Source organism: Mesorhizobium sp. LNJC391B00 (assembly GCF_000502535.1).
GTDB lineage: Bacteria > Pseudomonadota > Alphaproteobacteria > Rhizobiales > Rhizobiaceae > Mesorhizobium.
Window position 1 is genome coordinate 398,317 of record NZ_AYWI01000003.1, and the last position, 23,368, is coordinate 421,684.

The following is a 23,368-nucleotide window of genomic DNA, read 5'->3' on the forward strand; positions in this document are numbered from 1 at the left end:
TTACCGAGGAAGCGCATGATTTTAGTCAGTCGGATCGGCTTTCCTCCTCCCAAGCCCGGTTCAGATCAGGGCGGTCGCCAATGACCGCCCTTTTTGTTGGACCGATCACATAAAGTGCGTCGCGCTTCATGTTTTTGTCCTGATGCATGTCGTTCTCTCACAACCGGGGCCACTTTGAGCGACATGCACAGTGTCCGGCTTGCCATGATCCCCGTCATTTGCGATGGGTCGGTGCATTCGGATGCACCCCGATCTGTTGCCGGGATGCGCGGCGCGCAGGAGCGAAATCCATGACAGCCCTCACAGAGAAAACCGCCATCGTCACCGGCGCCGGCACCGGCATCGGCAAGAGCGTCGCCACGGCGCTGCTCAAGGCGGGCTGGAACACGGTGTTTTGCGGCCGCCGCAAAGCGGTGCTCGACGCCGCCATTACCGAAGCCGGGAAAGCGGACGCCAAGGCGCTGGCAGTTGCCTGCGACATCAGCAAGGCCGGCGAAGTCGATGATCTGTTCGAGACGGTGGCCGCAGCCTTCGGCCGCGTCGACCTGCTCTTCAACAATGCCGGCATGAGCTACAAGTCGACGCCGATCGACGAGATCCCGGTCGAGGTCTGGAACGATATTGTCGGCGTCAATCTCACCGGATCGTTCCTATGCGCCCGCGCCGCCTTCGGCGTCATGCGCAAGCAAAAGCCAATGGGCGGCCGCATCATCAACAATGGCTCTGTGTCGGCCTATGCGCCACGGCCGGGCTCGGTCCCCTACACCGCGACCAAGCATGCCATATCGGGGCTGACCAAGACGCTGGCGCTCGACGGCCGGCCCTATGACATCGCCTGCGGCCAGATCGACATAGGCAACGCGCTGACCGATATGGCGCACGCAATGACGGTCGGCGTGCCGCAGGCCAATGGCACCATCGCCGCCGAAGCGGTGATGGACGTCCAGCGCGTCGCCGACGCCGTCGTCCACATGGCCAGCCTGCCGCTCGATGCCAATGTGCTGTTCATGACGGTGATGGCGACCAAGATGCCGTTCGTGGGGCGTGGGTGAAGAGCCGAAGGCCTACCTCTTCAAAAACGACTCGATCCGCTCCAGCGCGCGCAAGATGTTCTCTTCGGAATTGGCGTAGGAGAGCCTGATGTAGCCTTCGCCGAGAATGCCGAAATCGGGGCCGCCGATCAGCGCCACGCCGGCCTCCTCGAGCAGTGCCGAGGCGAGCTTCTTGGCCTTCCAGCCGGTCTTCGAAACATTCGGGAAGGCATAGAATGCGCCCTTGGGCGTGATGCAGGAGACGCCCGGCAGCGCGTTCAGCCCCTCGACCACGATCTTCCTGCGGTTGTCGAAGGCGCGCATCATCTTGTCGACATCGTCCTGCGGGCCGTCGACCGCGGCGATGCCGGCGAACTGGCTCGGCGCGTTGACGCAGGACCAGCAATTGACCGCCAGCTTGCGCACCTTGTCGTAGAGATGCGCGCCCTTGTCGCCATTCGGCCAGATCGACCAGCCCATGCGCCAGCCGGTCATCGCCCATGTCTTCGACCAGCCGTTGAGCACGATCAGCCGGTCGCGAATTTCCGGAAAATTGAGCAGCGAAAAATGCGTCTCGCCGTCATAGGTCATGACGTCGTAGATTTCGTCGGAGAGGATAGCGACCTGCGGATGCGCTTGCAGCCCCTCCACCAGCTTCTCGATCTCGGCGCGCGGCGTGACGCCGCCGGTCGGGTTGGCCGGTGAGTTGAGGATTAGCAGCCTCGTCTTCGAGGTGATCAGCCCCAGCGTCTCCTCGGCCGAGAAGGCAAAGCCGTTCTCTTCGCGGATCGGCACCGGAATGGGCGCGGCGCCGGTGAACTCGATCATCGAGCGATAGATGGGAAAGCCAGGGTCGGGATAGAGGATCTCGGCGCCGGGTTCGCCGAACATCAGGATCGCCGCGAACATGGTCGGCTTGCCGCCGGGCAGGATCATCACATTTTCCGGCGAGACCTCGACGCCGGTGGTGGCCAGCGTGCGCCGCACCACCGCTTCGCGCGTCGCCAGCAGGCCGTTGGCCGGGGTGTAGCCATGGTGACCGTCGCGCAGCGCCTTGATCGCTGCGTCGACAATGTGCTGCGGCGTTTTGAAGTCGGGCTGGCCGATGCCGAGATTGACGATATCGCGGCCCTGTTGAGCCAGTGCGGTCGCCCGCGCCAGCACGGCAAAGGCGTTTTCCTCGCCGAGGCGGTCGAAGGCCGAAATCGTGTGGAGCATTTTTCCCGTCCGTGTGGTTCTTGCTGTTAGGTCGCGTTTTTGTGAGCGTCTGCTCACAAAAGTCAAACGGATTGGAGTTTTGCGTGTCGGAAAATCTCAAAGATTGGCAAGCGCGTCCGCGGCCCGAGCGCAAGCCCATTGACGGCCGCTATGTCCGGCTCGAACCGCTGAGCGCCGAAAAGCATGGCGACGGCCTTTACGAGGCGTCGTCGGTGCCTGACATTGACGGCCGCTTTGCTTGGCTGCCCGACTATCCGCCGCAAACCCGCGCCGATTTCCAGCCATGGCTGGATAAGGTCGAGGCGAGCGAGGATCCGCTGTTCTTCACCGTCATCGACAAGGCCAGCGGCAGGGTCGCGGGGCGACAGACGCTGATGCGCATCGATCCCACCTATGGCGTCATTGAGATCGGCAACATCTATTGGGGGCCGCTGATCTCGCGCAAGCCGGCAGCGACCGAAGCGCAGTTCCTGTTCATGAAGTACATTTTCGACGGGCTCGGCTATCGCCGCTACGAGTGGAAATGCAACAACCGCAACGACCCTTCGAAGCGCGCTGCGGAGCGGTTCGGCTTCAAGTTCGAGGGCATTTTCCGCCAGCATCTTGTGGTCAAGGGTGAAAACCGCGATACGGCATGGTACTCGATCATCGACAAGGAATGGCCGGCGCTGCGCAAAGCCTATGAGGCATGGCTCGATCCCGCCAATTTCGATGGCGAAGGCCGGCAGAAGCGGCGGCTCGAGGATTTCCGCGCCGAGTTCGGCGCGTAACAGGAGTTTTTTTCGATGGCGCACAGCCATGATCATGGTTCGCATGCTGGGCATGGCGCCGGCCATGTGCATGGCTCGACCGACAAGAAACGCGTGCTGATCGCAGCCTGCCTGACCGCCGGCTTCATGGTTGCCGAAGTGCTTGGCGGCGTTTTGACGGGATCGCTGGCGCTGCTGGCCGACGCCGGCCACATGCTCGCCGACTCGATCGCGCTTGGCCTTGCTTGGTACGCCTTCCATCTTGGCGGAAGGCCGGCGACAGTGCGCCTGACCTATGGCTTCGGCCGGGTCAAGACGCTGGTCGCCTACACCAACGGCATCGCCATCTTCGCCATTGCGTTGTGGATCGTCTACGAAGCCTGGGGCCGGCTGATGACGCCGGCGCCGGTGCTGGGCGGGCCGATGCTGGTGGTGGCGATCGCCGGCCTTCTGGTAAACTTCGCCTCGTTCTTCGTGCTGCATGGCGGCGACCGCGACAGCCTCAACATGCGCGGCGCCATCCTGCATGTGCTGGGCGACCTGCTCGGCTCGGCGGCGGCGATCGTGGCGGCGCTGGTCATACTGGCCACCGGCTGGACGCCGATCGATCCGATCCTGTCGGTGCTGGTCTCCCTGCTGATCCTGTCCACCGCGTGGTCGCTGATGCGCGAAGCCGCCCACGTCCTTCTCGAAGGCGTACCGGCAAGCCTCGACCGCGACCTCATCGCCAAGGACATTGCCGGCACCGTCAAGGGCGTGCGCGAAGTGCATCACATGCATGTCTGGTCGCTGGACGGCTCCAGCAACATGGCGACGCTGCATGCCTGCCTCAACGATGGCGTCGATCCGCACCAGGCGGTCAGCGCCATCAAGAAGCGGCTCGCCGCCGAACACGGCATCAGCCACGCGACGGTCGAACCGGAATTCGGCCAGTGCGCCGACAGCCATGACGAGCACGATCATGACCACGACCATGGTGCGCCACCGCATCACGGCCATTATCACTGACAGGGAATTTCATGGCATTGGCATCCGAGTTGACGAGTTCCCGCTGTGGCGGGACGGCATGATGGATCGCGACACGCGAAACGCGCTGATTGCCGCAGCCTGGATCATGCTGCTGTTCGGCATCGCGGCGTTCTATCTGCCGACCGTGATGCTGGCCGTCGGCAATGTCTCGACCGTACTTGCCGGCATCGTCGGCATCGCCTTCGTGCTGGCATTCTTTCTGGTGTTCTGGTTGCGGGGCCGCAGCCAGAACAAGGGCAAATAAGAGGCTTTGAAATGCGCATCCTGATTACTGGCGCCGCCGGCATGGTCGGCCGCAAACTTGTCGACCGGCTGGCCAAGGACGGCACGCTCAACGGCCGCAAGATCACCGGGCTCGACCTGCACGACATCGTGCCGCCGCAGGCGCCGGCGATGGATGGCGTCAGCATCGCCACGCATACGGGCGACCTTGCCGACGCCGGTGCTGCCGAGAGCCTGGTCGCCTCACGCCCCGACGTCATGTTCCATCTCGCCGGCATCGTGTCGGGCGAGGCGGAGGCGAATTTCGATCTCGGCTACCGCGTCAATCTCGACGGCACACGGGCTCTGTTCGATGCGGTCCGGCTGGCGGGCTTTTCGCCGCGTCTGGTCTTCACCTCGTCGATCGCGGTGTTCGGCGCGCCGTTCCCCGATGTCATCCCGGACGACTTCCATCCGACGCCGCTGACCTCCTACGGCACGCAGAAGCAGATGAGCGAAGCGCTGCTGGCCGACTATTCCAGGCGCGGCTTCTTCGACGGCATCGGCATAAGGCTGCCGACCATTTGCGTGCGGCCCGGCAAGCCGAACAAGGCGGCGTCAGGGTTCTTCTCCGGCATCATCCGCGAGCCGCTGAGCGGCCATGAGGCCATCCTGCCAGTGCCGCGCTCGGTGCTGCACACCCATGCCAGCCCGCGCTCGGCGGTGAACTTCCTGATCCATGCCGCCGGGATCGACAGTGCCGCCGTCGGGCCACGCCGCAACCTCACCATGCCGGGCGTTGCCGTCACCGTCGGCGAGCAGATCGAGGCGCTGGAACGCATAGCGGGCACCAAGGTGGCGAGCCTGATCCGTGAGGAGCCCGACGAGACGATCTGGGCGATCGTCAAGGGTTGGCCGACGCGCTTCGAGGCGCGACGGTCAAGAGACCTCGGCTTCAGCGCCGAAAAAAGTTTCGATGAAATCATCCGCGCGCATATCGAGGATGAGCTGGGCGGAAAGATCGCGGGTCAGGCCTGACCCGCCGAGGTCATACAGTTCCGGACAGGCTCGCCGACAACAGCAACAGTCCGAACAGGAAGACGAAGGCGGCGCCGCCGATCTCGACGAATGTGTGAATGCGGTTGCCCATGCGGCCATCGCCGGCGAAATAGACCGCCCAGTTCTTGGCGGTGACTGCGATCGTTGCCAGCGCCGAGACTGTGATGGCGGTTCCAATCGACATCGCCAGCACCGAGAGCAGGCCGCCGAGCCACAGGCCGTTGAGCAAAGCGAAGCTCAGCACAATCAGCGCGCCGGAGCAGGGGCGGATGCCGACGGCGGCTACTGCCGACCAGGCCGTGCGCCAGTCGAAGCGGTCGCCCGACAGCAGCGCCGGATCGGGCGCATGTGAGTGGCCGCACGTACCACAGACTTCGCCGGCTGGGTGATCGTGGGCGGCGTGATCGTGATGAGCGTGGTCGTGATGGGAATGATCGTGTGTGTCGTGGTCGTGCGCAGCGTGATCGTGATGATCATGCGAATGGTCGTGATGCACATGCAAGGCATGCGAATGCGCATGCGCCGCGTGGCTGTGAGCGGCATGTGAATGGCCGCCATGGGAATGACCGGCGTGGGCTGCCGACAGGCTGTAGGCGGGCGCCTTGCCGAACCAGCGCAGGACCGTAGGCCCGAGCTTGCGCCACAGCAGCCAGGCGCCGAACAAAGTGACGAAGACATAGCTCATGATCTCCATGAACCAGGCTGCGTCGGTCATCGAGATGGCGGTGCCGCGCAGGACGAAATAGGCAAGCAGCATCACCAGGATCGCGGTCAGGCCCTGCAGCAGCGCCGAGACGAAGGACAGCAGGATACCGCGCCTGAGCGCCACTTCATTGGCCACCATGTAGGACGAGATCACCGCCTTGCCGTGGCCGGGGCCGGCGGCGTGGAAAATGCCGTAGGCGAAGGACAGGCCGATCAGCAGCCACATCTTGCTGCCGTCCTCGCGCATTGCTTTCATCGCCGTGGCCAATGCGCGGTAGAATTCCTGCTGGCGCAGATTGATCCACATCAGGATGTGGGCGAACGGGCCGGTGGTGGGCGCCATGCCGTCATTGACACCGATGCCGAGTGAGCTCTGGGCATGGGCCTGCCCGAGAAAGTGCGTCATCAGCAGGGCAGCGGCCACGAGGCCGAATGCCAAACGCAGGGACGGTTTCATCACCGGATCTATCCTTCTGGCGGGCAATTCAGTTCGAGCTTGGTGGCGAAGATCTTGCTCATGTCGGTGCCTGTCGGGTCGTTGAAGAACGCGTCCGTCAGGGTCTTCTGGTTTTCCTTGATCGCCTCGTCTGGATCAGGCCGGATGACGCTCTTGGTGCAGTTCGAGGGCAGGCCTTCCACCGTGATGTTGCTATCCTCGGTGAAGTCGATCGCTGTGTAGAAGGTTGGATCGTAGACGCCGAAATCGATCTTGCCGGCGAGCTTGATCGGCACCTTGGGTTCGGATTCGAACAGGATGATCAACTGGTCGTTGTCGAAATTGGCCATCAGATGCGGTGGCGGCGTCATAGGCACGTCCTTGCCGTCGACGGTGACGAGCTGGAAATAGTTGAATTCGGCCAGCGAGGCATGAACTGTGTCGGCGACATCCTTCAGCTCCTTGTCGTCAAGCTTCAGGTCGGAGTTCTTGTCGAACTCCATCATCACCGTACTCGAAAACAGATCATCGAAACGCCAGAGGTGACGCAGCGCTTTCACACTTTGGTGATCCGGCGAGAGGATCACGTCGAGGCGGGCCTCGGCGAAGACATGAGGATGCGCGCCAGCCGCTCCGACGGAGGCAAAAGTCGTCGCCAGGGCCGAAGCCAGCATGATTGCGTGCCGTTTCAGATGCATTCTCGGTCGCTGTTCCATCGGCCTCGGAGAGATTTCGAGAGGTTACCAGAAACGGGGCGAAATTGGGACCGCGGCACGGCAGGACCGGCTCAAGCGCTCTCGCGGTTCTTGAACCATTGCACCAGGAAATCGACGAAGACACGGACCTTGGCCGGCAGATAGCGACGGTGCGGGTAGACGGCGAAAATGCCGCTGCCCGACTGGATGCGGTCGTCGAGCAACGACACCAGCAGCCCGGATGCGAGGTCGGGCGCGGCGATGAAATCCGGCAGGATGGTGAAGCCCAGACCGGACACGGCGGCGGCTCGCGCGGCCATCGGGCTGTTGACCTCGATCGGACCCGATACGTTGACACTGACAGACTCCTCGCCATCGCCCCTGAAGCGCCAGTTGGCGAGCGAGCGGCCATTGGTGTCGACGATGCAGGGCAAGTTGGCGAGATCCTGCGGGCGCGTCGGCTTGCCGTGCTTGGCGATCAGCTCCGGCGAGGCGCAAAGCTTGATCGAAAACGGCCCCAGGCGGCGGGCGATCAGCGATGAGTTCTCCAGGCGCGAGATGCGCACGGCAAGATCGAAACCTTCCTCGACCAGATCGACAAAACGGTCGTCGAGATGGATGTCGAGCACGATGTCGGGATGCTGTCTGGCGAAGTCGATGAGCGACTGGCCTATCGGCGCGTCGGCGAAGGTGCGCGCCGCGGAGAGCTTGATCCTGCCGCGCACGTCGCCGGAGGATTCGCGCACGGCGTCGGCTAGGCTGTCGACCTCGCGCACGATTTCCGAAGCGCGGCTGTAATAGGTATGGCCGGCCTCAGTCAACGAGAACTGCCGCGTGGTGCGGTTGAGCAGCAGCGCGCCGAGTTCGTCTTCGAGTTCGCGCACATATTTCGACAGCAGCGCCTTGGAGCGACCGATCTTGCGCGCGGCCGCCGAAAAGCCTTCGGCCTCGACGACGTCGATGAAGGCGCGCATGCGGGTCAGTGTATCCATCATCAAGCCTTTCGTGCCGCATCGAGAATTCGCCGGCCGAGCCGTATCAGGGCAATGTCGCTGCCGGGAGGACCGAGCAGCGAGAGGCCGAAAGGGGCGCCGTCAACCGAGCCCAGCGGCAGGGTGATTTGCGGAAAGCCTGAAAGACCCGAAAGGCACAAAAGATGCAAGGCCCTTTCGCGGTAGGCCTGGAGCTGCTGCGGCTCGCTTTTGACCAGAGGTGCGGGGCCTGGAACGGTAGGCAGGACAAGAAACCCGTCCTGGCCGAGCAGCGCGGCTAGCTCGGAGCGGAACGTCAAGCGGCGCACCGCCTCGGCCCGCGCGGTCTTTTCGTCGATTGTCCGGCCGAAACCAAAGCGCTCCTCGACGCCCGGCCCGAGATCGCGCTCGTCCGAAATGATCCAGGCGCCATGCTGCTGCCAGGCCTCGGCGGCCTGGAGGCGGCGAAAGCACCAGTAGAGCTCGTCGGGGAAGGAGGCGAAGCTGTACTCTACCGGCGCCGGCTCACCGACAAGACTGGCGGCCAGCGCTCTCATCCTGGCATATTCGGCTGCCTCGGCGGGGCCGGCCACGAAAGCGTCCAGCCAGCGGATCGAAAGCGGCCGGTTGAGCGGATGCTGATGCGGGTCGCGGCCAAGCAACAGCTTGCCGATCGTCTCATAGGTCTCGATGTCGTCGGCGAACCAGCCGAATGTGTCGAAGCTCGGCGCCAGCTTCATCGTGCCTTCGAGCGAAATGCGGCCATGCGTGGTGCGCAGCCCGATCAATCCGCAAAAGCTCGCCGGGGCGCGGATCGAGCCGCCGGTGTCGGAGCCGGTGGCGATATCGGCAAGCTTGCCGGCCACCGCCGCCGCCGATCCGGAGGACGAGCCGCCGGTGACGCGATCGGGAGCGGCCGGGTTCACCGGAAACGGAAAATGCGCGTTCTGGCCCATCAGCGAGAAAGCGAACTCGTCGGTCTGCGTCTTGCCGATGAAACGCGCGCCGGCGTCGAGAATCATCTGCACGGCCGGTGCCGTGCTGGACGCGGCGTGGGACTCGGCGAACTTCACCGGATTGCCGCAACCGGTGCGGTAGCCGGCGACGTCGTAAATGTCCTTCACAGCCAGGCGCAGCCCGGCCAGTGGCCCAAGTTCCGCATTGGCCACCGGCATTCGACGCAGGTCGAGAAGGGCGTTGAGCGGGCCGTGCGTGCCTGGCATCGTTCGATATCCGTATATAGTAGGCCCAGCATTGTTCGATGCCGGAAATTTTACAACCTGGAGTACGATTTTTATTGATTGTGAAATCTTTCGATCTTATATCGCGCTTGCCCAAAGTCGCACGTGCCTGTGGGTGTCCGCCGATCCTCGAATGGTGAGGGAAATCGGTAAGGTAACTGGAGCTAACCCCTCCAGTCGGTCTAGCGGCCAACCGCCAGCCCGAGGACACCTTGAAGCAACGACGGTGCGGGCCTTTCTGGTGTTCTGCCGGTCGTCCAAAGACCGGGGTTACTGAAGAGGCACACCTTCATTGCCGGTAGTGCGGACGGGTCTCCCATCCAAGCCAAGGCAGACAAAGCGAACCGAGGCCGGGCAAGGCCAAGGTTCACCGCCGCGAGACGGCGTTTCATGGTTCCGGGGTCTCCACCGGCTGGTTCCATGGATTTCCGTCCCGCCTTTGTTTGACCGCGTGTTCGCGAGGCCGAAAGCCCGTCCCGCAGCCTTATTGCGCGCCGCAAGGCGTTAATGGAGAGACCCCGATGGCCACCCAGCGCATCCTCGACTTCCTCGCCACCCGACGTCCGTCCGGCCCCTGCCTCGTCGTCGACCTCGATGTCGTGCGCGACAATTTCCGTGCCTTCGAGAAGGCGCTGCCCGATTCCAGAATCTACTATGCGGTGAAAGCAAACCCTGCGCCGGAGATCCTGCGCCTGCTTGCTGCGATGGGCTCGTCCTTCGACACCGCTTCCGTTGCCGAGGTCGAGATGGCGATGGACGCCGGTGCGCCGGCGGACCGCATCTCCTTCGGCAACACCATCAAGAAGGAGCGTGACATTGCACGCGCCTACCAGCTCGGCATTCGGCTGTTTGCCGTCGACTGCGTCGAGGAGGTCGACAAGATCGCCCGCGTCGCTCCCGGCGCGCGCGTGTTCTGCCGCGTTTTGACCGACGGCGAAGGCGCCGAGTGGCCGCTGTCGCGCAAGTTCGGCTGCGTGCCTGCGATGGCCGTCGACGTGCTGCGCCATGCCAGGACGCTCGGCCTCGACCCCTATGGCGTGTCGTTCCATGTCGGCTCGCAGCAGACCGACCTGACGGCGTGGGACCGTGCGCTGGCCGACGCCAAGAAGGTGTTCGCCACGCTCGCCGACGAAGGCATCGTCCTGAAGATGGTCAATATGGGCGGCGGTTTCCCGACGCGCTATCTGCGTGATGTGCCGGCGGCCCAGGCTTACGGCCAGGCCATCTTCTCGGCGCTGCGCAAGCATTTCGGCAATGCGATCCCTGAGACCATCATCGAGCCGGGTCGCGGCATGGTCGGCAATGCCGGCGTCATCAAGTCGGAAGTCGTGCTGATCTCGAAGAAGGCCGAAAACGACAATGTGCGCTGGGTGTTCCTCGACATCGGCAAGTTCGGCGGTCTGGCCGAGACGATGGACGAGGCGATCCGCTATCCGATCGTCACCCGCCATGACGGTTCGGAGACCGCACCTTGCGTGCTCGCCGGCCCGACCTGCGATTCGGCCGACGTGATGTACGAGAAGACGCCGTATCCGCTGCCTCTGTCGCTGACCATCGGCGACGATGTGCTGATCGAAGGCACCGGCGCCTACACAACCACCTACTCGGCGGTCGCCTTCAACGGCTTCGAGCCTCTCCGATCCTACGTGATCTGACGGCTTCGGCCTTCAGATCACCCCAGGCGGACGTTTGCGTCCGCTCGGGTTCGCCTTGGAACAAGCTCCGCTCGTGAAGGATCGCGGAAATGGACATTGTAAATTACATTGATGGTGCCGTGGGAATCTCCCCCCTTGACGGGGAGATGGCAGGCAGGCCAGAGGGGGTCGTCTCGCGTGAAGCGCCGGCATCCCTCGTCCACGACGCGGTGTCGCGTCAGGTCGTGCCGACCCCCTCTGTCGCCTTCGGCGACATCTCCCCCTCGAGGGGGGAGAGTGCCCGCGCCATTCCCATCGTCGCCGAAACTGCGGCAGACATTGCATTGCGTGAAGCGTTGCTCGATCGCGCTATGGGGCCGATGCGGCGCAAGAAATCGTCGGAGAAGCTGCGGCGTGGGCGCCGGCCTTCCGAAGGTCTCGCTTTTGTCGTGCGGGATGCCGCCGGCGCGGTTGCCGGCACGGTGCGGCTGTGGGACGTACGTCTGGGCGAGGGCGGCCCGGGAGCACTTCTGCTCGGACCGCTCGCCGTCGATCCGGCGCTGAAGAACGCCGGCATCGGCTCGGCGCTGATGCGCCATGCTTTGGCCGAGGCCGCGCGTCTCGGCCATGCCGCGGTGCTGCTGGTCGGCGATGCGCCTTATTACGGTCGCTTCGGCTTTTCGGCGGAGAAGACTGGCGCGCTAGCCATGCCTGGTCCGTACGAGCGGCACCGCCTGCTCGCGCTGGAACTGATCGATGGTGCGCTCGACGGCGCGCATGGCACGCTGAAGGCTGCAGGTCGCAAGCTCAAGACACAGAGGCTCTCGCTGGCCGCCTGATTGGTCAAAAACAAACGCCGCCGGTCCTTTGCATTTCAGCGAGGGCGGCGTTTTGTTTTTGCGAAGGGCTCAGCCGATCAGCTGGCTGAGCGCCATGGCGACCGACATATCGCCTTCGACCTTTATCTTGCCGGACATGAACGCCATGGTCGGATTGAGGTCGCCGGCGATCAGCGAATCCAGATCGTCGAGCGACAGCTTGATGGTGCAGTCGGTCGGCGCATCGGTGTTTGAGACGGTCGCGCCATCGATGACGATGACGCCGTCGGTGCCGGTGTCGAACTTCACGGAATGTTCGAACCCGGCGCTCGCCACGCGCGACCTCATCTTCTCGGCAATGTCCTGAACGCTCATGACTGTTCTCCTGGTCTCGTTGCGTTTTGCCGCGCTTCAGTGACCGGCCTCCGCCGAAGTCGCTGTCTCGCGCGTACCGCGATCCTGGTCGCTTGGCGCATATAGCTTCGAGTTGACGTAAACGTCAACGCGCGATGCGTCATCTCGTTTCAGTCGGAAGGAATGCGGCAGAGAACATTCACCCTGCGACGAAGGTTAGTGTTCAGCAGCGGGCTTCGCCGCCTCGGCCTGGGCCGATTCCGCCGGGGCCGGTTCGGTCGGCGTGGCCGGATCCTTGCGGCGGCGCATGGCGTTGTCGCGGATTTCATCCTTGGTCAGGAAGTTGACCTGGTCGATCAGCACTTCATGCACCAGGTCGGCGCCGACGCGAGCGTTGACGGTGTCGCGTATGGCCTTGCGGAAGGCATCGAGATTGATGGTTTCCTTCTTGGTGAAGTCGATCTGCGGATTGGAGTAGAGATAGGAATAGACCTGATCGGTCATCAGCGCTTCGGCCGGGATCGACATCTTCTTTATCTCGGCCGGCTCGACCGTGTAGACGAGCTTGGTGAGGAAATAGCCGTCGATCTTGGAATCGCGGATCAGCGGCACCGAGATGATGTCGGTCTTGACGTAGTCGAGGCCACCCAGCATCGGTTTCGGCGTCTCGCCGACGCCGCGCTCACCGGCCGCCTGGAACGAATAGAACACCGCGCCAAGCGTGGCGGCGCAGATCCAGATCGCGGCGGCGATGAATTTGATCACCGGTTGTTCCCGCCTGTTGCCGAGATCATCAGCTCGCCCAACCGAATTCGCCGGCCGAGTATGTGCCGTCGGCTTCGGCGCGCTGAATGGCGTTCTTCAACAGCGTGGCGACTTCGTTGACCGCGTTGAGGTGGGCGAGGATTGCAGCCTCGTTTTTCGCGAGCTTCTGGCGCAGCCGCGCCAGACTGTCGCGATGCTGTTCCAGGAATTCGATCTCGTTGGCGCCCTTCATGGCGCGGGTCAGCTCATAGAGGTAGCGGCTCTTGCGGGCGTTGGAGGCCTTGAGGTCATAGCTGGTGTCGTTCTTCAAACCGGCCGTCTCTTCCTCGACCGCTTCCTCGATGCGGCCGATGATGGCGGCAATGTTGCCCGGCCGTGCAAACGGGATCGGCGCTTCGGACGTACGCGCCGGCAGGTTGGAAGAGTATTTTGAAAAATCGGCCATTGAAAATCCTGGTCTAGATCTTGATTTCGGTTTTGATGGTCGTCTCGTCGCCGGTCATCGACCGTGCGGCCTTGCGCTGCAATTCCTCGACCAGCGAGGTGGACAGCCGGGTCTGCTGGTCGATCTCGGTCTTGTGCGGCCCGGTTGACACCGGGCCGATCGGCACGGTGCGCTTGCCGTCCTTGTAGTGGTCGGCGAGCAGCGATTTGGCTATGCCGATCCCTCCGCGCTCGGCCATGACGTCGGCGACACGCTCGGCAAGCTGCGATTTCCACATGTCGCCGGCCAGCCCCTTGCCGTAGACGCCCTCTGTGTCCTTGGGCAGCATGTTCTGGATGAAGGTCTGCAAGACCATGGCCTCGAACTTCTTGAATTTTCCCGCGGGATCGGCGCCTGCCGCGGCCTTGTCGGCCGTGGCACGCGACAAGATCGAGCCGGTATCCACCGAAGCCGCCATGTCGACCAAAAAGGCGCCGCCAACGCCGTTGGCCCGCTTGGCCAGCGCGGCACGGGCAGCCTCGATATCCGTCGGGTCGACGGCTCGGGCAACATCGAGAACGATGTCGCTGGGTGGAGAAATCGCCAAGAAAGTCCGCCTCTTTGCCGGGTTTCCTGAGCGACCATGCCGCAACAAGCTTGTGGCAGGCTTGCCGGTTTGAAATCCTTCGCCGGATGCTGGGCCATTGCTATCAGCAGCGGCAAGTCCGGCTGGGTCGATGCGATCTGGTCGTTTGCGGTGGGCGCTGCCGGTGTCGCCATGGTCAGATCGTAGGTGGCGTAGGCGCAGAGGCCGAACACGGCGCCGTACACCCAATACAGCCCGCCGCACGGAACGAAACCGAACGCCGTCCGCAAGTGACGCGGCTCTAACTTCCGATTATTCCTGCCCGCGCCTCTGCGCGATCAGATCGAGCCGGTCGCGGTCGGAGCGTTCGCGTTCGTCCTGTCGGCGCACGTCCTTGTAGGCGCGCTCGACCATGTTGGTGCGCGCCGTCGCAGTGGCGATGAGCGTGATCTCCTGCCTGGCGCTTTCCAGGCTCGCTTCCTGCCGGACCAGCGCATTGGCGATGCGGCGATGGTAGAGGTCAGGGAACAGCACCGCCAGCGACTGATCGGCCTCGAAATGCTGGACAAGTTCCCTGGCTTCGGTCTCGGCGGTTGCGGCCGCCGCCAGGAAGGCCGCATGGCGCGTCTCGTGCAGGGCCTTCAGCTGCTCCTGCACCTTGACCAGTTTCTTCAGCCGTTCCATGCGCGTGCTCATCTCACCTCGCCAGCGTCAGGTCGACAAAGCCGTCGACGAACAGCGACAGCATGGTGCCGATGGCGAAGTAGAAGATGATCATGCCGCCGGCGATGACGAAAGGCAGCGAGATGAAGTAGACCGGGATCTGCGGCGTCAGCTTGTTGACGAAGCCGATCGTCAAATTGACCAGAATGGCATAGGCGATGAATGGGCTGCCGAGCCGGATGACCAGGAAGAAGGCGTCCGACACCGTGTCGGTGAGATCGACCAGGGCGGCCTGGGGATTGAAGAAGGCGTTGACCGGCGCCACCGTGTAGGAGGCGACCAGAGCGCGGATGATCTCGTGGTCGAAATCGAAGACGAAGAGCAGCAGCAACGCTGAAAACGAGATGATGGCGGCGAGGGCCGCCTGCGGCTCTGGCTCCTCGATCGCCGGGCCGCCGGTGCCACCATAGCCGATCAGCATGGCAATGGCCGAGCCCATGAAGCGCAGCGCTTCTATGTAAAGCCTGGTCATGGCGCCGATCAGCCCGCCGACCAAAAGTTCCGAAATGATCATCGGTGCCAGCACCTGCGGACGCGCATCGACGAAGGGAAAGATCTTGTCCCACAGGAAGGCGAGCAGGCCACCGGTGGCGGCGATCGACACGAACAGCCGGACCTGGACCGGCACGCGGGCGCTGGACAGGCCCGGCATCAGCATGAAGCAGGCGCCGATGCGACAGAAGGCGAGGAAGGCGGCGATGACGACGCCTTGCGACAGTATGTTCACGAGATCGTCCCGAGCACCTTGATCTCGACGCCCTTGGCGATTTCGACATGGGAGAGAACGGGAAGCGTCGTGAACAGGCGCTCGATGATCATGCGCACATAGGGGCGAGCATCGGGCGCGGTGACGAGGACAAAACGCTCGCCGGCCTCGAGATGCTTGCGGATCGCCTTGGTCGCGTCCTGGCCGAATTCCTCCAGCTGGCGCGGGTCGATGTCGAATTCGCGCACCTCGCCCTTGGCGTCGCGCTTGAGGCTCTGGTGGAAGGCGAGGTCCCAGCGGTTGCCGAGGCGCAGCACCTTGAGCATGCCGCCCTCGGAGAGATCGCCGCAGATCTGCTGGGCCATGCGGATGCGGACATGCTCGACGATCTGCTCGGTGCGGCGCACATGCGGCGCGATCTCGGCGATAGCCTCGATGATCAAATGCAGGTTGCGGATCGATACGCGTTCGGCCAGCAGCAATTTCAGCACCGCCTGCAGGCCGGGATAGGAGATGTGCGAGGTGCAGATCTCGTCGGCGAGCTTGCGGTATTCCGGATCCTGGCGCTCGAGCAGCGCCTTCATGTCCTTGTAGGACAGAAGCTGCGGCAGGTTGTTGCGGATCACCTCGGACAAATGGGTGAGCAGCACCGACATGTTGTCGGCAAAGGTATAGTTCTCGCGCTTCAGATCCTCGGCGAAGGTTTCGAGCACCGAGAAGGCGCGCATGCCGAAGGCCGGCTCGCGGATTTCCTCGCCGGGAACGTCGGGCAAATCCCGGTTGCCGAGCAGCACCATGATCTCGCCGACGCGCATCTGGTATTCGGCGACGACGGTGCCGTGGACCTTGATCTGATAGCTTTTCGGCGGGATGCCGAAATCGTCGGCGACGCGCACTTCCGGCACGACGAAGCCATATTGCGTGGCAAATTTCTTGCGCATCTTGGCCATGCGGAACACCAGTTCCTGATGCGACACCAGCAGCCGCGTCGACAGCTGTTTGCCGATCAGAAGCTCGATCTCGGCGGTGGTCAGCGAAGCCTTGACCGAGTTCTTCTCTTCCTCGACCTTGTTCGCCTTCTCCAGATCCTTGATCGCTTCGGCGGCGGCAGCCTCGCGGTTGGCGCGCATCGGGATGACGTAGCCAAGGCCGGCCATGCCGGCGGCTAGCGTGAAGAACGGGAAGAACGGCAGGCCGGGCATCAGGCCGAGCAGGACGAGCAGCGAGGCCGCGACATAGAGCGCGCGCGGATGCGCACCGAGCTGGCCGAACACCGCCTGGTTGGTCGAGCCGCGCGTGCCGCCCTTGGACACAAGCAGGCCGGCGGCGAGCGAAACGATAAGCGCCGGGATCTGGGTGACGAGGCCGTCGCCGACCGACAGTTTGATGAAGACATCGGCGGCTTCGCCCATGCCCATGCCGTGCCTGATGTAACCGATGGCGATGCCGCCGACGATGTTGATGGCGGTGATGATGAGGCCGGCAATGGCGTCGCCGCGGACGAATTTCGAGGCGCCGTCCATCGAGCCGAAGAAGGAGGATTCCTCTTCCAGCTCGCGGCGGCGCAGTTGCGCTGTCTTGTCGTCGATCATGCCGGCGGACAGGTCGGCGTCGATCGACATCTGCTTGCCGGGGATGGCGTCGAGGGTGAAGCGGGCGCCGACTTCGGCAATACGGGTGGCGCCCTTGGTGATGACGATGAAGTTGACCACAATCAGGATCATGAAGACGATCAGGCCGATGACGAAATCGCTGGCCATCACAAGTTTGGAGAAGCCGGCGATGACATAGCCGGCGGCGTGCGTGCCCTCATTGCCGTGCGACAGGATCATGCGCGTGGTGGCGATGTTGAGCGATAGCCGTAGCATGGTGGCGATCAGCAGCACGGTCGGGAAGGACGAGAAATCGAGCGGCCGCTGGATCCACAGCGCCACCATCAGGATCAGCACCGACAGTGCGATCGAGAAGGCGAGGCCGATGTCGATGAGGAAGGCCGGGATCGGCAGGAATAGCACGGCCAGGATGATGACGATGCCGATGGCGAAGAAGACATCGCGGCCGTTCTTGGCCACTGTTCCTGTCGCTAAGCTTTCGCTGACCGCCATGTCGTCCCCAATCACAAGCCTGCCGAGCACGCGACAGCCCTTCGAGCCTAACCGGTCAAGCTTGCGCGAGGGTGGGAGGACTGGTTACTTGCCGGGACGACAGAGGCCTTGAGGAGAGAGATCATGCTGGTGATCATCGGCACCATTCGCTTGCCGGCGGAACGGCTCGACGAGGCAAGGCCGGCCATGCGGCTCATGATACTGGGCAGCCGTGCGGAGCCCGGCTGCATCGAATACTCCTACGCACAGGACGTACTCGACGTCGGGCTCATCCATGTAACCGAGGTGTGGAGCGACAGGGCCGCGCTCGACGCGCATTTCCGCTCGCCTCACATCGCCGATTGGCGGGCGAGCTGGGCATCGCTCGGCATAGGCGAGCGCAACCTCATGCTCTATGAGGCCGGCGAGCCGAAGCCGACCTGAGGACCGGGCACAGTCAAGAAGGCGTTGGCCCAAGAAAGTCTAGCAGGCGTTGACCTGTCTGCAGGACCATCCGCCGCCATCGGTATCGTGGCAGTCTTCATAGCTGCCGTAGCAGGTGTTCGTCGAATTGCGATACCAAGGGTAGCCGCGAGGACAGCAAACATCTTGTTGTGCAGTCTGGATAAATTCCTTTGCCGGCCGGCTTTGGTTTTCCGGATTGCCTCCCGCCAAAAGAGACATCGGGTGTGACACAACAGACCTAACCGGCATATCCATGCTTGAATTGCTCACCGCAGACGAGCTCAAAAAAATCCTGCCAACAGCTAATGAAAAAAATCCCCGCGCACTCATCTTCTCCTCCTTGAGGGAAATAGAGACGGGCAAAAATAACACAGCTGCGTCGATTGCGTAAGCGATCGCTCATATACCTCGACAGGCTAACAGGGGATTGAAGCGGGGCGGCAAGCTGACTGCGCCTCAGCGCCGGAATGGCGGCACAAGCAGCCGGCATTATGTCGGCGTGCTGATCGTCGCCGAACTGCACAGCGATCCGTCCGATGGTGAGACGCCGGTGCTGGCGCCGGCCAAATTCCGGCATGCGGTGCTGGTGCCGACCATGAACGTCCGGTCCACCGCCGAAACCATCCAGCGCGCCATCGCGGAGGAACTGGAGGTGGTCGAGAATTTCGACAACCGAGCCGTTGTCGGGCTTTTGACCGAGGGCCATCTGATGCGGCGCTACGCCGAGGAACTCGACAAGGCGCGGCGCGACCTGTCGGGCGAAGACTAGGCCTCGGCCGGCATCTTAAATGTCCCTACTCGGCGCTTGCCACGTGTACAGTGTCACTGTACAAATTGTTCAGTGGGAGAAAAAGACGGGATGAGCACCGACCAGGCTCCGGTCAAGAATGGCGTCGCCTCGACGGCGACGCATGCCCATCAGATGCTGGGCCAGCGGCTGAAGAGCCTGCGTCTCGGCCGGCGGCTTTCGCTGCGCGAACTCGCCGAGCTGACCGGGACCAGCGCCAGCTTCATCAGCCAGCTCGAGCGCGGCCTGACCGGCGCCAGCACCGCCTCGCTCAACCAGATGGCCTCGGCGCTGGGTGTAAGCGTGGCGATGCTGTTCGAGGATAGTGCCGCCGGGCAGCGCGGGGTCTTGCTGCGCAGCGAGCGGCCGAGCCTGCCGCCCAGCGACGGCTGCCGCAAGATGCTGCTCTCGCGTCCCCCTTTAAGCGACATGGAAGTCTATGTCGGCGAGTTCGAAATCGGCGGCTCGACCGGCCCAGCGCTCTACACCCATGGCGACGCGCACGAGATGCTCGTCGTGCTGCGCGGCATCGTCGAGGTTTCGCTCGGCGATGTCAGGCATGTGCTGGAAGAGGGCGACAGCATCGAATACGCGACATCGACAGCACATCGCTCAGAGAACATCGGCAGTGGCCGAGCCGAGGTGATGTGGATCATTGCGCCACCGACTTCGGTGCGCGCCGAACTCGATCAATATAGTGCCTGGAAACCGCTCGCAGCCAGGTAGGTTCAATCCATGCGGGTCAAATGGGAGAACAATAATCATGCTGAAAACAAGACATCTTGGCCTTGGCGCCGTGCTGGCGCTCGGCGTTCTGGCAACCGCAGCGTTCGCGCAGGAAAAGCCTGTCGCGGGTGAGGTCAAGGAAGGCTCGCTCAAGGGCAAGACGCTGACGCTCGTCTCCTATGGCGGCATCTACCAGGACGGCCAGGCCGCCGCGCTGAAAGAGTTCGTCGAGAAATCCGGCGTCACACTGCTCAATGACGGGCCGACCGAGATCGCCAAGCTGCAGGCGCAGGTCGAATCCGGCAACGTCACCTGGGACGTCGTCGACACCGCCGACCTGCCGCCCTACGTCTATTGCGGCAAGCTGTTCCAGAAGCTCGATTTCAGCAAGCTCGACGTCTCAAAGGTTCCGGAGGGCCAGGTCGGCGAATGCTCGGTGCCGGCCATGAACTACGGCGTCGTACTGATGTACAACAAGGAGAAGTATGGGGATAACCCGCCCAAGAGCTGGGCCGATTTCTTCGACACGGCAAAATTCCCGGGCGTGCGCGCGCTGGATGGTTCGGGCGATCCGACCGGTGGCCTGCTGGAGCAGGCGCTGAAGGCGTCGGGCGGCGATCCGAAGGCGATGACGGTGGCCGACATCGACAAGTCCATCGACGTGATCCGCAAGCTCGGCCCCGACACGATCTACTGGAAGACCGGCGCTGAATCGCAGCAACTCGCCGAGTCCGGCGAGGCCGACATGCTGATGATGTGGACGGGCCGTGCCATGACGGCGGTGAAGAACGGCGCCAAATATGCGCCGGCCTGGCAGGACTGGCTGGTGGTGATGGACCAGATGACCATTCCGGTCGGCGTCAAGGATACGGATGCGGCTTATGCGCTGCTCAATGCCTATCTCGGCAAGGGGGCGCAGGAGATCCTGGCGCAGCAGACCTCCTATACGCCGATCAACAATGACGCGCAGCCCAAGGTCGATGCGTCGGTCGCCGCCTTCCTGACCAACACGCCCGAGCGCCAGAAGCAGGGTTACAAGCAGAACATCAAGTTCTGGGTCGAGAACTTCCCGGTGGCGCAGGAGAAGTGGTCGGCGCTGATGGCCGGCAACTGAACAGCCAAGTGAGAGCCAGGCCGTGAGCGCGTCCGAACTCATCGCCCAACCCGCCGCCCATGCGCGGTCGGGTCGGGCATGGCGGCCGTTCGCGCTCACGGCGCCGGCGCTCATCCTGCTCGTCGCGGTGATCGGCTACCCGCTGCTCACCATCGTGCTGCGCAGCCTGTCGGAACCTGAATGGGGCCTGCAGAACTATGCCTGGTTCTTCGGCGCGCCGGTCAACCTGACAGTGCTGCAGCGGACCTTTGTCATTTCGGCCTGGGTGACGCTGGTCTGCGTCATCGCGGCCTATCCCTATGCCTATCTGATGACGGCGGTCGGGCCGCGCGTCCGGCTGGTGCTGGTGCTTTGCGTGCTGATCCCGTTCTGGGTGAGTGGTGTGGTGCGAACGCTGTCCTGGGTGATCCTGCTGCAGGATTCGGGCGTCATCAATTCGCTGCTGCGCTCGGTCGGGTTCGGCGCGGTCAAGCTGATCCGCACCCAGACCGGCGTGGTCATCGGCATGGCGCAGGTGCTGTTGCCGTTCATGATCCTGCCGCTCTATTCCGTGATGCAAGGCATCGACCTCAGGCTGATGCGTGCGGCGCAAAGCCTCGGTGCGCGGCCGTCGCGCGCGTTCTTCACCGTCTATCTGCCGCTGTCGCTGCCCGGCGTCTATGCCGGCGCGGTCATCGTCTTCATCCTGTCGCTCGGCTTCTACATCACGCCGGCTTTGCTCGGCGGCCCGCGCTCGACCATGCTGTCGACGCTGGTGCAGACGCAGGTGCTGAGCCTGCTGCAATGGGGCAGGGGCGGCGCCATGGGCGTCGTTCTGCTGGTCACCACCTTCGTGCTGCTGGCGCTGGCAGCACCTGTGATGCGGTCCAGGCATCGGGAAGCGGGGCGGCGCTGATGGAGATGAAGCCGCTCACCCGCGTTCTTCTCGGGCTCGTCTGCCTGCTGGTGGCGATATGGCTGGTGGCGCCGACGCTGGTCGTGGTGCCGATGTCGTTCAACGAAAACAAATCGCTGGCGTTTCCGCCGCAAGGCTTTTCCTGGCAGTGGTACCAGAATTTCGCCACCAATCCGGACTGGTCGAACAGCTTCCTGAACTCGCTGAAAGTCGCCTTCATCGTTGCCGTCCTGGCAACGGTGCTCGGCACGCTTGCCGCCTTCGGCCTCGACCGCATGAAGGCGCGGCCGGCGAACCTTTTGCGTATGCTGATGCTGACGCCGATGGTGGTGCCGGGCGTGGTGCTGGCGATCGGCATCTATGCCGTCTATCTCGACACGCAGCTCGTCGGGACGCTGCTCGGCTTCGTGCTGGCCCACACCATCCTTGCGCTGCCCTTCGTGCTGATCGCGGTCTCGGCCAGTCTCGAAGTGTTCGACCGCCGGCTGGAGACAGCCGCAGCCAGCCTGGGCGCCGGCGCACTAACCACGTTTCGCACGGTGACGCTGCCGCTGATCGCGCCGGGCGTGCTCTCCGGCCTGCTGTTCGCTTTCGCCACCTCGTTCGACGAGATTGTCGTGTCGCTGTTCATCACGAACCCCTATCTCAAGACATTGCCGGTGCAGATTTTTGCCTCGATCACGCGCGACGCCGATCCGACGGTGGCGGCTGTCGGCACGATCCTGCTTTTCGCGACCACGATCCTGATCGGCGGCGGCATGCTCCTTCTTGGCCGCGAGCGGAAAGGACGCCAATGAATCCGAAGCCGACAAGCAAGGGCGCGGCGATCGATCTCGAAGCGATCAGCAAGGCCTATGGCGGCTTCAAGGCGCTGGACGGCGTGTCGCTGCGCATCGAGCCCGGCGAGTTCATGACGCTGCTCGGCCCCAGCGGCTCGGGCAAGACGACGACGCTCAACGTGATTGCCGGTTTCACCGATGTCACCAGCGGCAAGCTTCTGGTCGGGGAAAAAAGCGTCGTCGGCGTGCCGGCGCACAAGCGCAACATCGGCGTCGTCTTCCAGCATTACGCGCTGTTCCCGCATATGAGCGTCGGCCGCAACGTCGCCTATCCGCTGACGCTTCGCGGCGTCGACCAGGCGACGCGGCAGACACGCGTGGCAAGGGCGCTCGACATGGTCAAGATGGGCGATTTCGCGCATCGCTATCCCAGCGAATTGTCGGGCGGCCAGCAGCAGCGCGTGGCGTTGGCACGCGCCATCGTCTTCGACCCGCCGCTGCTCCTGATGGACGAGCCGCTCGGCGCGCTCGACAAGAAGCTGCGCGAATGGCTGCAGCTCGAGATCAAGCGCATCCATCGCGAACTCGGCACCACCTTCGTCTATGTCACGCACGACCAGGAAGAGGCGCTCGTGCTGTCCGACCGTATCGCCGTGTTCAACCGCGGGCGCATCGAGCAGGTCGGCACCGGCCGCCAGCTCTACGACGAGCCAGCAACGCTGTTCGTCGGCCGCTTCATCGGCGATTCCACCGTGCTGCGCGGCAAGGCGCGCAGCGATGGCAACAGCACCGCGCTAAGCATCGCCGGCGAGACGGTGACGGTACCGCGTAAGCTGTCGGGAGAAGCCAGTCCGGTGATGCTGCTGCGTCCCGAAAAGCTCGCGATCCGAAGAGCCGGCCAAAGTGCTGCCAATGGCGCCAACCGCCTGTCGGGAACGATCGCGGAAGCCATCTATCTCGGCTCGGAATCGAAATACGAAGTCAAGCTCGCCGACGGCTCGGCCGCGATCGTGCGCTCACCGCTGACCGGCGAGAGTTTTGGCCTCGGCGACAAGGTCGAGCTCTGCTTCGAAGGCAGCGACGCCAAGCTGCTGGCGGACGACGCAAGCGCCGACACCACACTCACCTGATTCCATCTCGCCTGATCCCATCTGGCCTGATCCCATCTGAAAG

At 63.4% G+C, this 23,368-nt stretch carries 27 protein-coding genes; 14 read left to right on the forward strand and 13 right to left on the reverse strand.

Annotated features, from left to right (window positions below; genetic code table 11):
- Positions 1-25: 25 nt before the first annotated feature.
- Positions 26-148 carry a hypothetical protein gene (locus X750_RS1000000167350; protein ID WP_023710951.1) on the reverse strand — a complete coding sequence of 41 codons (123 nt, stop codon included), beginning with the start codon at positions 146-148 and terminating at the stop codon, positions 26-28.
- A gap of 142 nt (positions 149-290) precedes the next feature.
- Here X750_RS1000000167350 and X750_RS155115 point away from each other — a divergent pair, with 142 nt between their 5' ends.
- Entirely contained in the window at positions 291-1,052 is a 762-nt protein-coding gene (locus tag X750_RS155115) for an SDR family oxidoreductase (RefSeq protein ID WP_023671933.1), read from the forward strand.
- A 12-nt stretch (positions 1,053-1,064) separates the two neighbouring features.
- Here the strand turns inward: X750_RS155115 and X750_RS155110 are convergent, their stop codons facing one another.
- Positions 1,065-2,249 (reverse strand): pyridoxal phosphate-dependent aminotransferase, encoded by a 1,185-nt coding sequence (locus X750_RS155110; protein WP_023747149.1) that lies wholly within the window; start codon positions 2,247-2,249, stop codon positions 1,065-1,067.
- 83 nt (positions 2,250-2,332) lie between these two features.
- Between X750_RS155110 and X750_RS155105 the strand changes: the two genes are divergently transcribed.
- Genes X750_RS155105 through denD form a run of 4 tightly spaced genes read left to right on the forward strand, consistent with a single transcriptional unit; the run spans position 2,333 to position 5,266 of the window.
- Positions 2,333-3,019, forward strand: a complete 687-nt coding sequence (locus tag X750_RS155105; protein WP_023747150.1) for a GNAT family protein — start codon at positions 2,333-2,335, stop codon at positions 3,017-3,019.
- A 15-nt stretch (positions 3,020-3,034) separates the two neighbouring features.
- Positions 3,035-4,006, forward strand: coding sequence for a cation diffusion facilitator family transporter (locus X750_RS155100; protein WP_023747151.1), 972 nt, complete (start codon positions 3,035-3,037; stop codon positions 4,004-4,006).
- 58 nt (positions 4,007-4,064) lie between these two features.
- A complete protein-coding gene (locus tag X750_RS155095; protein ID WP_023686390.1) occupies positions 4,065-4,271 on the forward strand; it encodes a hypothetical protein in 207 nt (68 codons plus the stop codon).
- 11 nt (positions 4,272-4,282) lie between these two features.
- The gene (gene denD / locus X750_RS155090) at positions 4,283-5,266 is read left to right on the forward strand and encodes a D-erythronate dehydrogenase (RefSeq protein WP_023747152.1); all 984 of its coding nucleotides are present in this window, start codon (positions 4,283-4,285) and stop codon (positions 5,264-5,266) included.
- A gap of 10 nt (positions 5,267-5,276) precedes the next feature.
- Here denD and X750_RS155085 read toward each other — a convergent pair whose 3' ends face one another.
- The 4 genes from X750_RS155085 to X750_RS155070 form a co-directional block, all read right to left on the reverse strand.
- Positions 5,277-6,461: a nickel/cobalt transporter gene (locus X750_RS155085; RefSeq protein WP_023747153.1), complete on the reverse strand. Its 1,185-nt coding sequence runs from the start codon at positions 6,459-6,461 to the stop codon at positions 5,277-5,279.
- The gene (locus tag X750_RS155080) at positions 6,458-7,126 is read right to left on the reverse strand and encodes a DUF1007 family protein (RefSeq protein WP_023671926.1); all 669 of its coding nucleotides are present in this window, start codon (positions 7,124-7,126) and stop codon (positions 6,458-6,460) included. Before X750_RS155080 ends, X750_RS155085 begins: the two co-directional genes overlap by 4 nt.
- Before the next feature lie 89 nt (positions 7,127-7,215).
- Entirely contained in the window at positions 7,216-8,115 is a 900-nt protein-coding gene (locus tag X750_RS155075) for a LysR family transcriptional regulator (protein ID WP_023703999.1), read from the reverse strand.
- Positions 8,116-8,117: 2 nt separating this feature from the next.
- Complete coding sequence (locus X750_RS155070; protein ID WP_023747154.1) at positions 8,118-9,317, reverse strand: amidase; 1,200 nt, start codon at positions 9,315-9,317, stop codon at positions 8,118-8,120.
- Positions 9,318-9,856: 539 nt separating this feature from the next.
- Here X750_RS155070 and odc2 point away from each other — a divergent pair.
- Positions 9,857-10,990: an ornithine/lysine decarboxylase gene (gene odc2, locus X750_RS155065; RefSeq protein ID WP_023747155.1), complete on the forward strand. Its 1,134-nt coding sequence runs from the start codon at positions 9,857-9,859 to the stop codon at positions 10,988-10,990.
- 146 nt (positions 10,991-11,136) lie between these two features.
- Complete coding sequence (locus X750_RS155060; protein ID WP_023747156.1) at positions 11,137-11,808, forward strand: N-acetyltransferase; 672 nt, start codon at positions 11,137-11,139, stop codon at positions 11,806-11,808.
- 69 nt (positions 11,809-11,877) lie between these two features.
- Here the strand turns inward: X750_RS155060 and X750_RS155055 are convergent, their stop codons facing one another.
- From X750_RS155055 to flhA, 7 genes are all read right to left on the reverse strand, one after another.
- A complete protein-coding gene (locus X750_RS155055; protein ID WP_023714024.1) occupies positions 11,878-12,162 on the reverse strand; it encodes an SCP2 sterol-binding domain-containing protein in 285 nt (94 codons plus the stop codon).
- A 195-nt stretch (positions 12,163-12,357) separates the two neighbouring features.
- Entirely contained in the window at positions 12,358-12,906 is a 549-nt protein-coding gene (locus X750_RS155050) for a hypothetical protein (protein ID WP_023747157.1), read from the reverse strand.
- A gap of 28 nt (positions 12,907-12,934) precedes the next feature.
- Positions 12,935-13,351 carry a hypothetical protein gene (locus X750_RS155045; protein ID WP_023747158.1) on the reverse strand — a complete coding sequence of 139 codons (417 nt, stop codon included), beginning with the start codon at positions 13,349-13,351 and terminating at the stop codon, positions 12,935-12,937.
- A 13-nt stretch (positions 13,352-13,364) separates the two neighbouring features.
- Entirely contained in the window at positions 13,365-13,937 is a 573-nt protein-coding gene (locus X750_RS155040; protein WP_023747159.1) for a rod-binding protein, read from the reverse strand.
- 291 nt (positions 13,938-14,228) lie between these two features.
- Positions 14,229-14,612: a hypothetical protein gene (locus X750_RS155035; RefSeq protein WP_023703992.1), complete on the reverse strand. Its 384-nt coding sequence runs from the start codon at positions 14,610-14,612 to the stop codon at positions 14,229-14,231.
- A gap of 1 nt (position 14,613) precedes the next feature.
- Entirely contained in the window at positions 14,614-15,366 is a 753-nt protein-coding gene (fliR, locus tag X750_RS155030) for a flagellar biosynthetic protein FliR (RefSeq protein ID WP_023747160.1), read from the reverse strand.
- Complete coding sequence (gene flhA, locus X750_RS155025) at positions 15,363-17,450, reverse strand: flagellar biosynthesis protein FlhA (protein ID WP_023671908.1); 2,088 nt, start codon at positions 17,448-17,450, stop codon at positions 15,363-15,365. The genes fliR and flhA overlap by 4 nt, the downstream gene beginning before the upstream one ends.
- 123 nt (positions 17,451-17,573) lie before the next feature.
- Here flhA and X750_RS155020 point away from each other — a divergent pair, with 123 nt between their 5' ends.
- From X750_RS155020 to X750_RS154990, 7 genes are all read left to right on the forward strand, one after another.
- Positions 17,574-17,873: a putative quinol monooxygenase gene (locus tag X750_RS155020; protein WP_023703990.1), complete on the forward strand. Its 300-nt coding sequence runs from the start codon at positions 17,574-17,576 to the stop codon at positions 17,871-17,873.
- 448 nt (positions 17,874-18,321) lie between these two features.
- Positions 18,322-18,663, forward strand: a complete 342-nt coding sequence (locus tag X750_RS155015; RefSeq protein ID WP_023703989.1) for a hypothetical protein — start codon at positions 18,322-18,324, stop codon at positions 18,661-18,663.
- Positions 18,664-18,753: 90 nt separating this feature from the next.
- Positions 18,754-19,407 (forward strand): XRE family transcriptional regulator, encoded by a 654-nt coding sequence (locus tag X750_RS155010; protein ID WP_031195920.1) that lies wholly within the window; start codon positions 18,754-18,756, stop codon positions 19,405-19,407.
- Positions 19,408-19,444: 37 nt separating this feature from the next.
- Entirely contained in the window at positions 19,445-20,521 is a 1,077-nt protein-coding gene (locus X750_RS155005; protein WP_023703987.1) for an extracellular solute-binding protein, read from the forward strand.
- A gap of 22 nt (positions 20,522-20,543) precedes the next feature.
- A complete protein-coding gene (locus X750_RS155000; RefSeq protein ID WP_023703986.1) occupies positions 20,544-21,416 on the forward strand; it encodes an ABC transporter permease in 873 nt (290 codons plus the stop codon).
- Positions 21,416-22,213 (forward strand): ABC transporter permease, encoded by a 798-nt coding sequence (locus X750_RS154995; RefSeq protein ID WP_023703985.1) that lies wholly within the window; start codon positions 21,416-21,418, stop codon positions 22,211-22,213. The genes X750_RS155000 and X750_RS154995 overlap by 1 nt, the downstream gene beginning before the upstream one ends.
- Positions 22,210-23,325, forward strand: a complete 1,116-nt coding sequence (locus X750_RS154990; protein WP_023703984.1) for an ABC transporter ATP-binding protein — start codon at positions 22,210-22,212, stop codon at positions 23,323-23,325. The genes X750_RS154995 and X750_RS154990 overlap by 4 nt, the downstream gene beginning before the upstream one ends.
- The last annotated feature ends 43 nt before the right edge of the window (positions 23,326-23,368 follow it).

Bases quoted from the DNA above. Each gene is read 5' to 3' on its own strand.
- X750_RS1000000167350 (WP_023710951.1), bottom strand. From the start codon at position 148: ATGCATCAGGACAAAAACATGAAGCGCGACGCACTTTATGTGATCGGT.
- X750_RS155115 (WP_023671933.1), top strand. From the start codon at position 291: ATGACAGCCCTCACAGAGAAAACCGCCATCGTCACCGGCGCCGGCACC.
- X750_RS155110 (WP_023747149.1), bottom strand. From the start codon at position 2,249: ATGCTCCACACGATTTCGGCCTTCGACCGCCTCGGCGAGGAAAACGCC.
- X750_RS155100 (WP_023747151.1), top strand. From the start codon at position 3,035: ATGGCGCACAGCCATGATCATGGTTCGCATGCTGGGCATGGCGCCGGC.
- X750_RS155095 (WP_023686390.1), top strand. From the start codon at position 4,065: ATGATGGATCGCGACACGCGAAACGCGCTGATTGCCGCAGCCTGGATC.
- denD (WP_023747152.1), top strand. From the start codon at position 4,283: ATGCGCATCCTGATTACTGGCGCCGCCGGCATGGTCGGCCGCAAACTT.
- X750_RS155080 (WP_023671926.1), bottom strand. From the start codon at position 7,126: ATGCATCTGAAACGGCACGCAATCATGCTGGCTTCGGCCCTGGCGACG.
- X750_RS155075 (WP_023703999.1), bottom strand. From the start codon at position 8,115: ATGGATACACTGACCCGCATGCGCGCCTTCATCGACGTCGTCGAGGCC.
- X750_RS155070 (WP_023747154.1), bottom strand. From the start codon at position 9,317: ATGCCAGGCACGCACGGCCCGCTCAACGCCCTTCTCGACCTGCGTCGA.
- odc2 (WP_023747155.1), top strand. From the start codon at position 9,857: ATGGCCACCCAGCGCATCCTCGACTTCCTCGCCACCCGACGTCCGTCC.
- X750_RS155060 (WP_023747156.1), top strand. From the start codon at position 11,137: ATGGCAGGCAGGCCAGAGGGGGTCGTCTCGCGTGAAGCGCCGGCATCC.
- X750_RS155055 (WP_023714024.1), bottom strand. From the start codon at position 12,162: ATGAGCGTTCAGGACATTGCCGAGAAGATGAGGTCGCGCGTGGCGAGC.
- X750_RS155045 (WP_023747158.1), bottom strand. From the start codon at position 13,351: ATGGCCGATTTTTCAAAATACTCTTCCAACCTGCCGGCGCGTACGTCC.
- X750_RS155035 (WP_023703992.1), bottom strand. From the start codon at position 14,612: ATGAGCACGCGCATGGAACGGCTGAAGAAACTGGTCAAGGTGCAGGAG.
- flhA (WP_023671908.1), bottom strand. From the start codon at position 17,450: ATGGCGGTCAGCGAAAGCTTAGCGACAGGAACAGTGGCCAAGAACGGC.
- X750_RS155020 (WP_023703990.1), top strand. From the start codon at position 17,574: ATGCTGGTGATCATCGGCACCATTCGCTTGCCGGCGGAACGGCTCGAC.
- X750_RS155010 (WP_031195920.1), top strand. From the start codon at position 18,754: ATGAGCACCGACCAGGCTCCGGTCAAGAATGGCGTCGCCTCGACGGCG.
- X750_RS155005 (WP_023703987.1), top strand. From the start codon at position 19,445: ATGCTGAAAACAAGACATCTTGGCCTTGGCGCCGTGCTGGCGCTCGGC.
- X750_RS154995 (WP_023703985.1), top strand. From the start codon at position 21,416: ATGGAGATGAAGCCGCTCACCCGCGTTCTTCTCGGGCTCGTCTGCCTG.
- X750_RS154990 (WP_023703984.1), top strand. From the start codon at position 22,210: ATGAATCCGAAGCCGACAAGCAAGGGCGCGGCGATCGATCTCGAAGCG.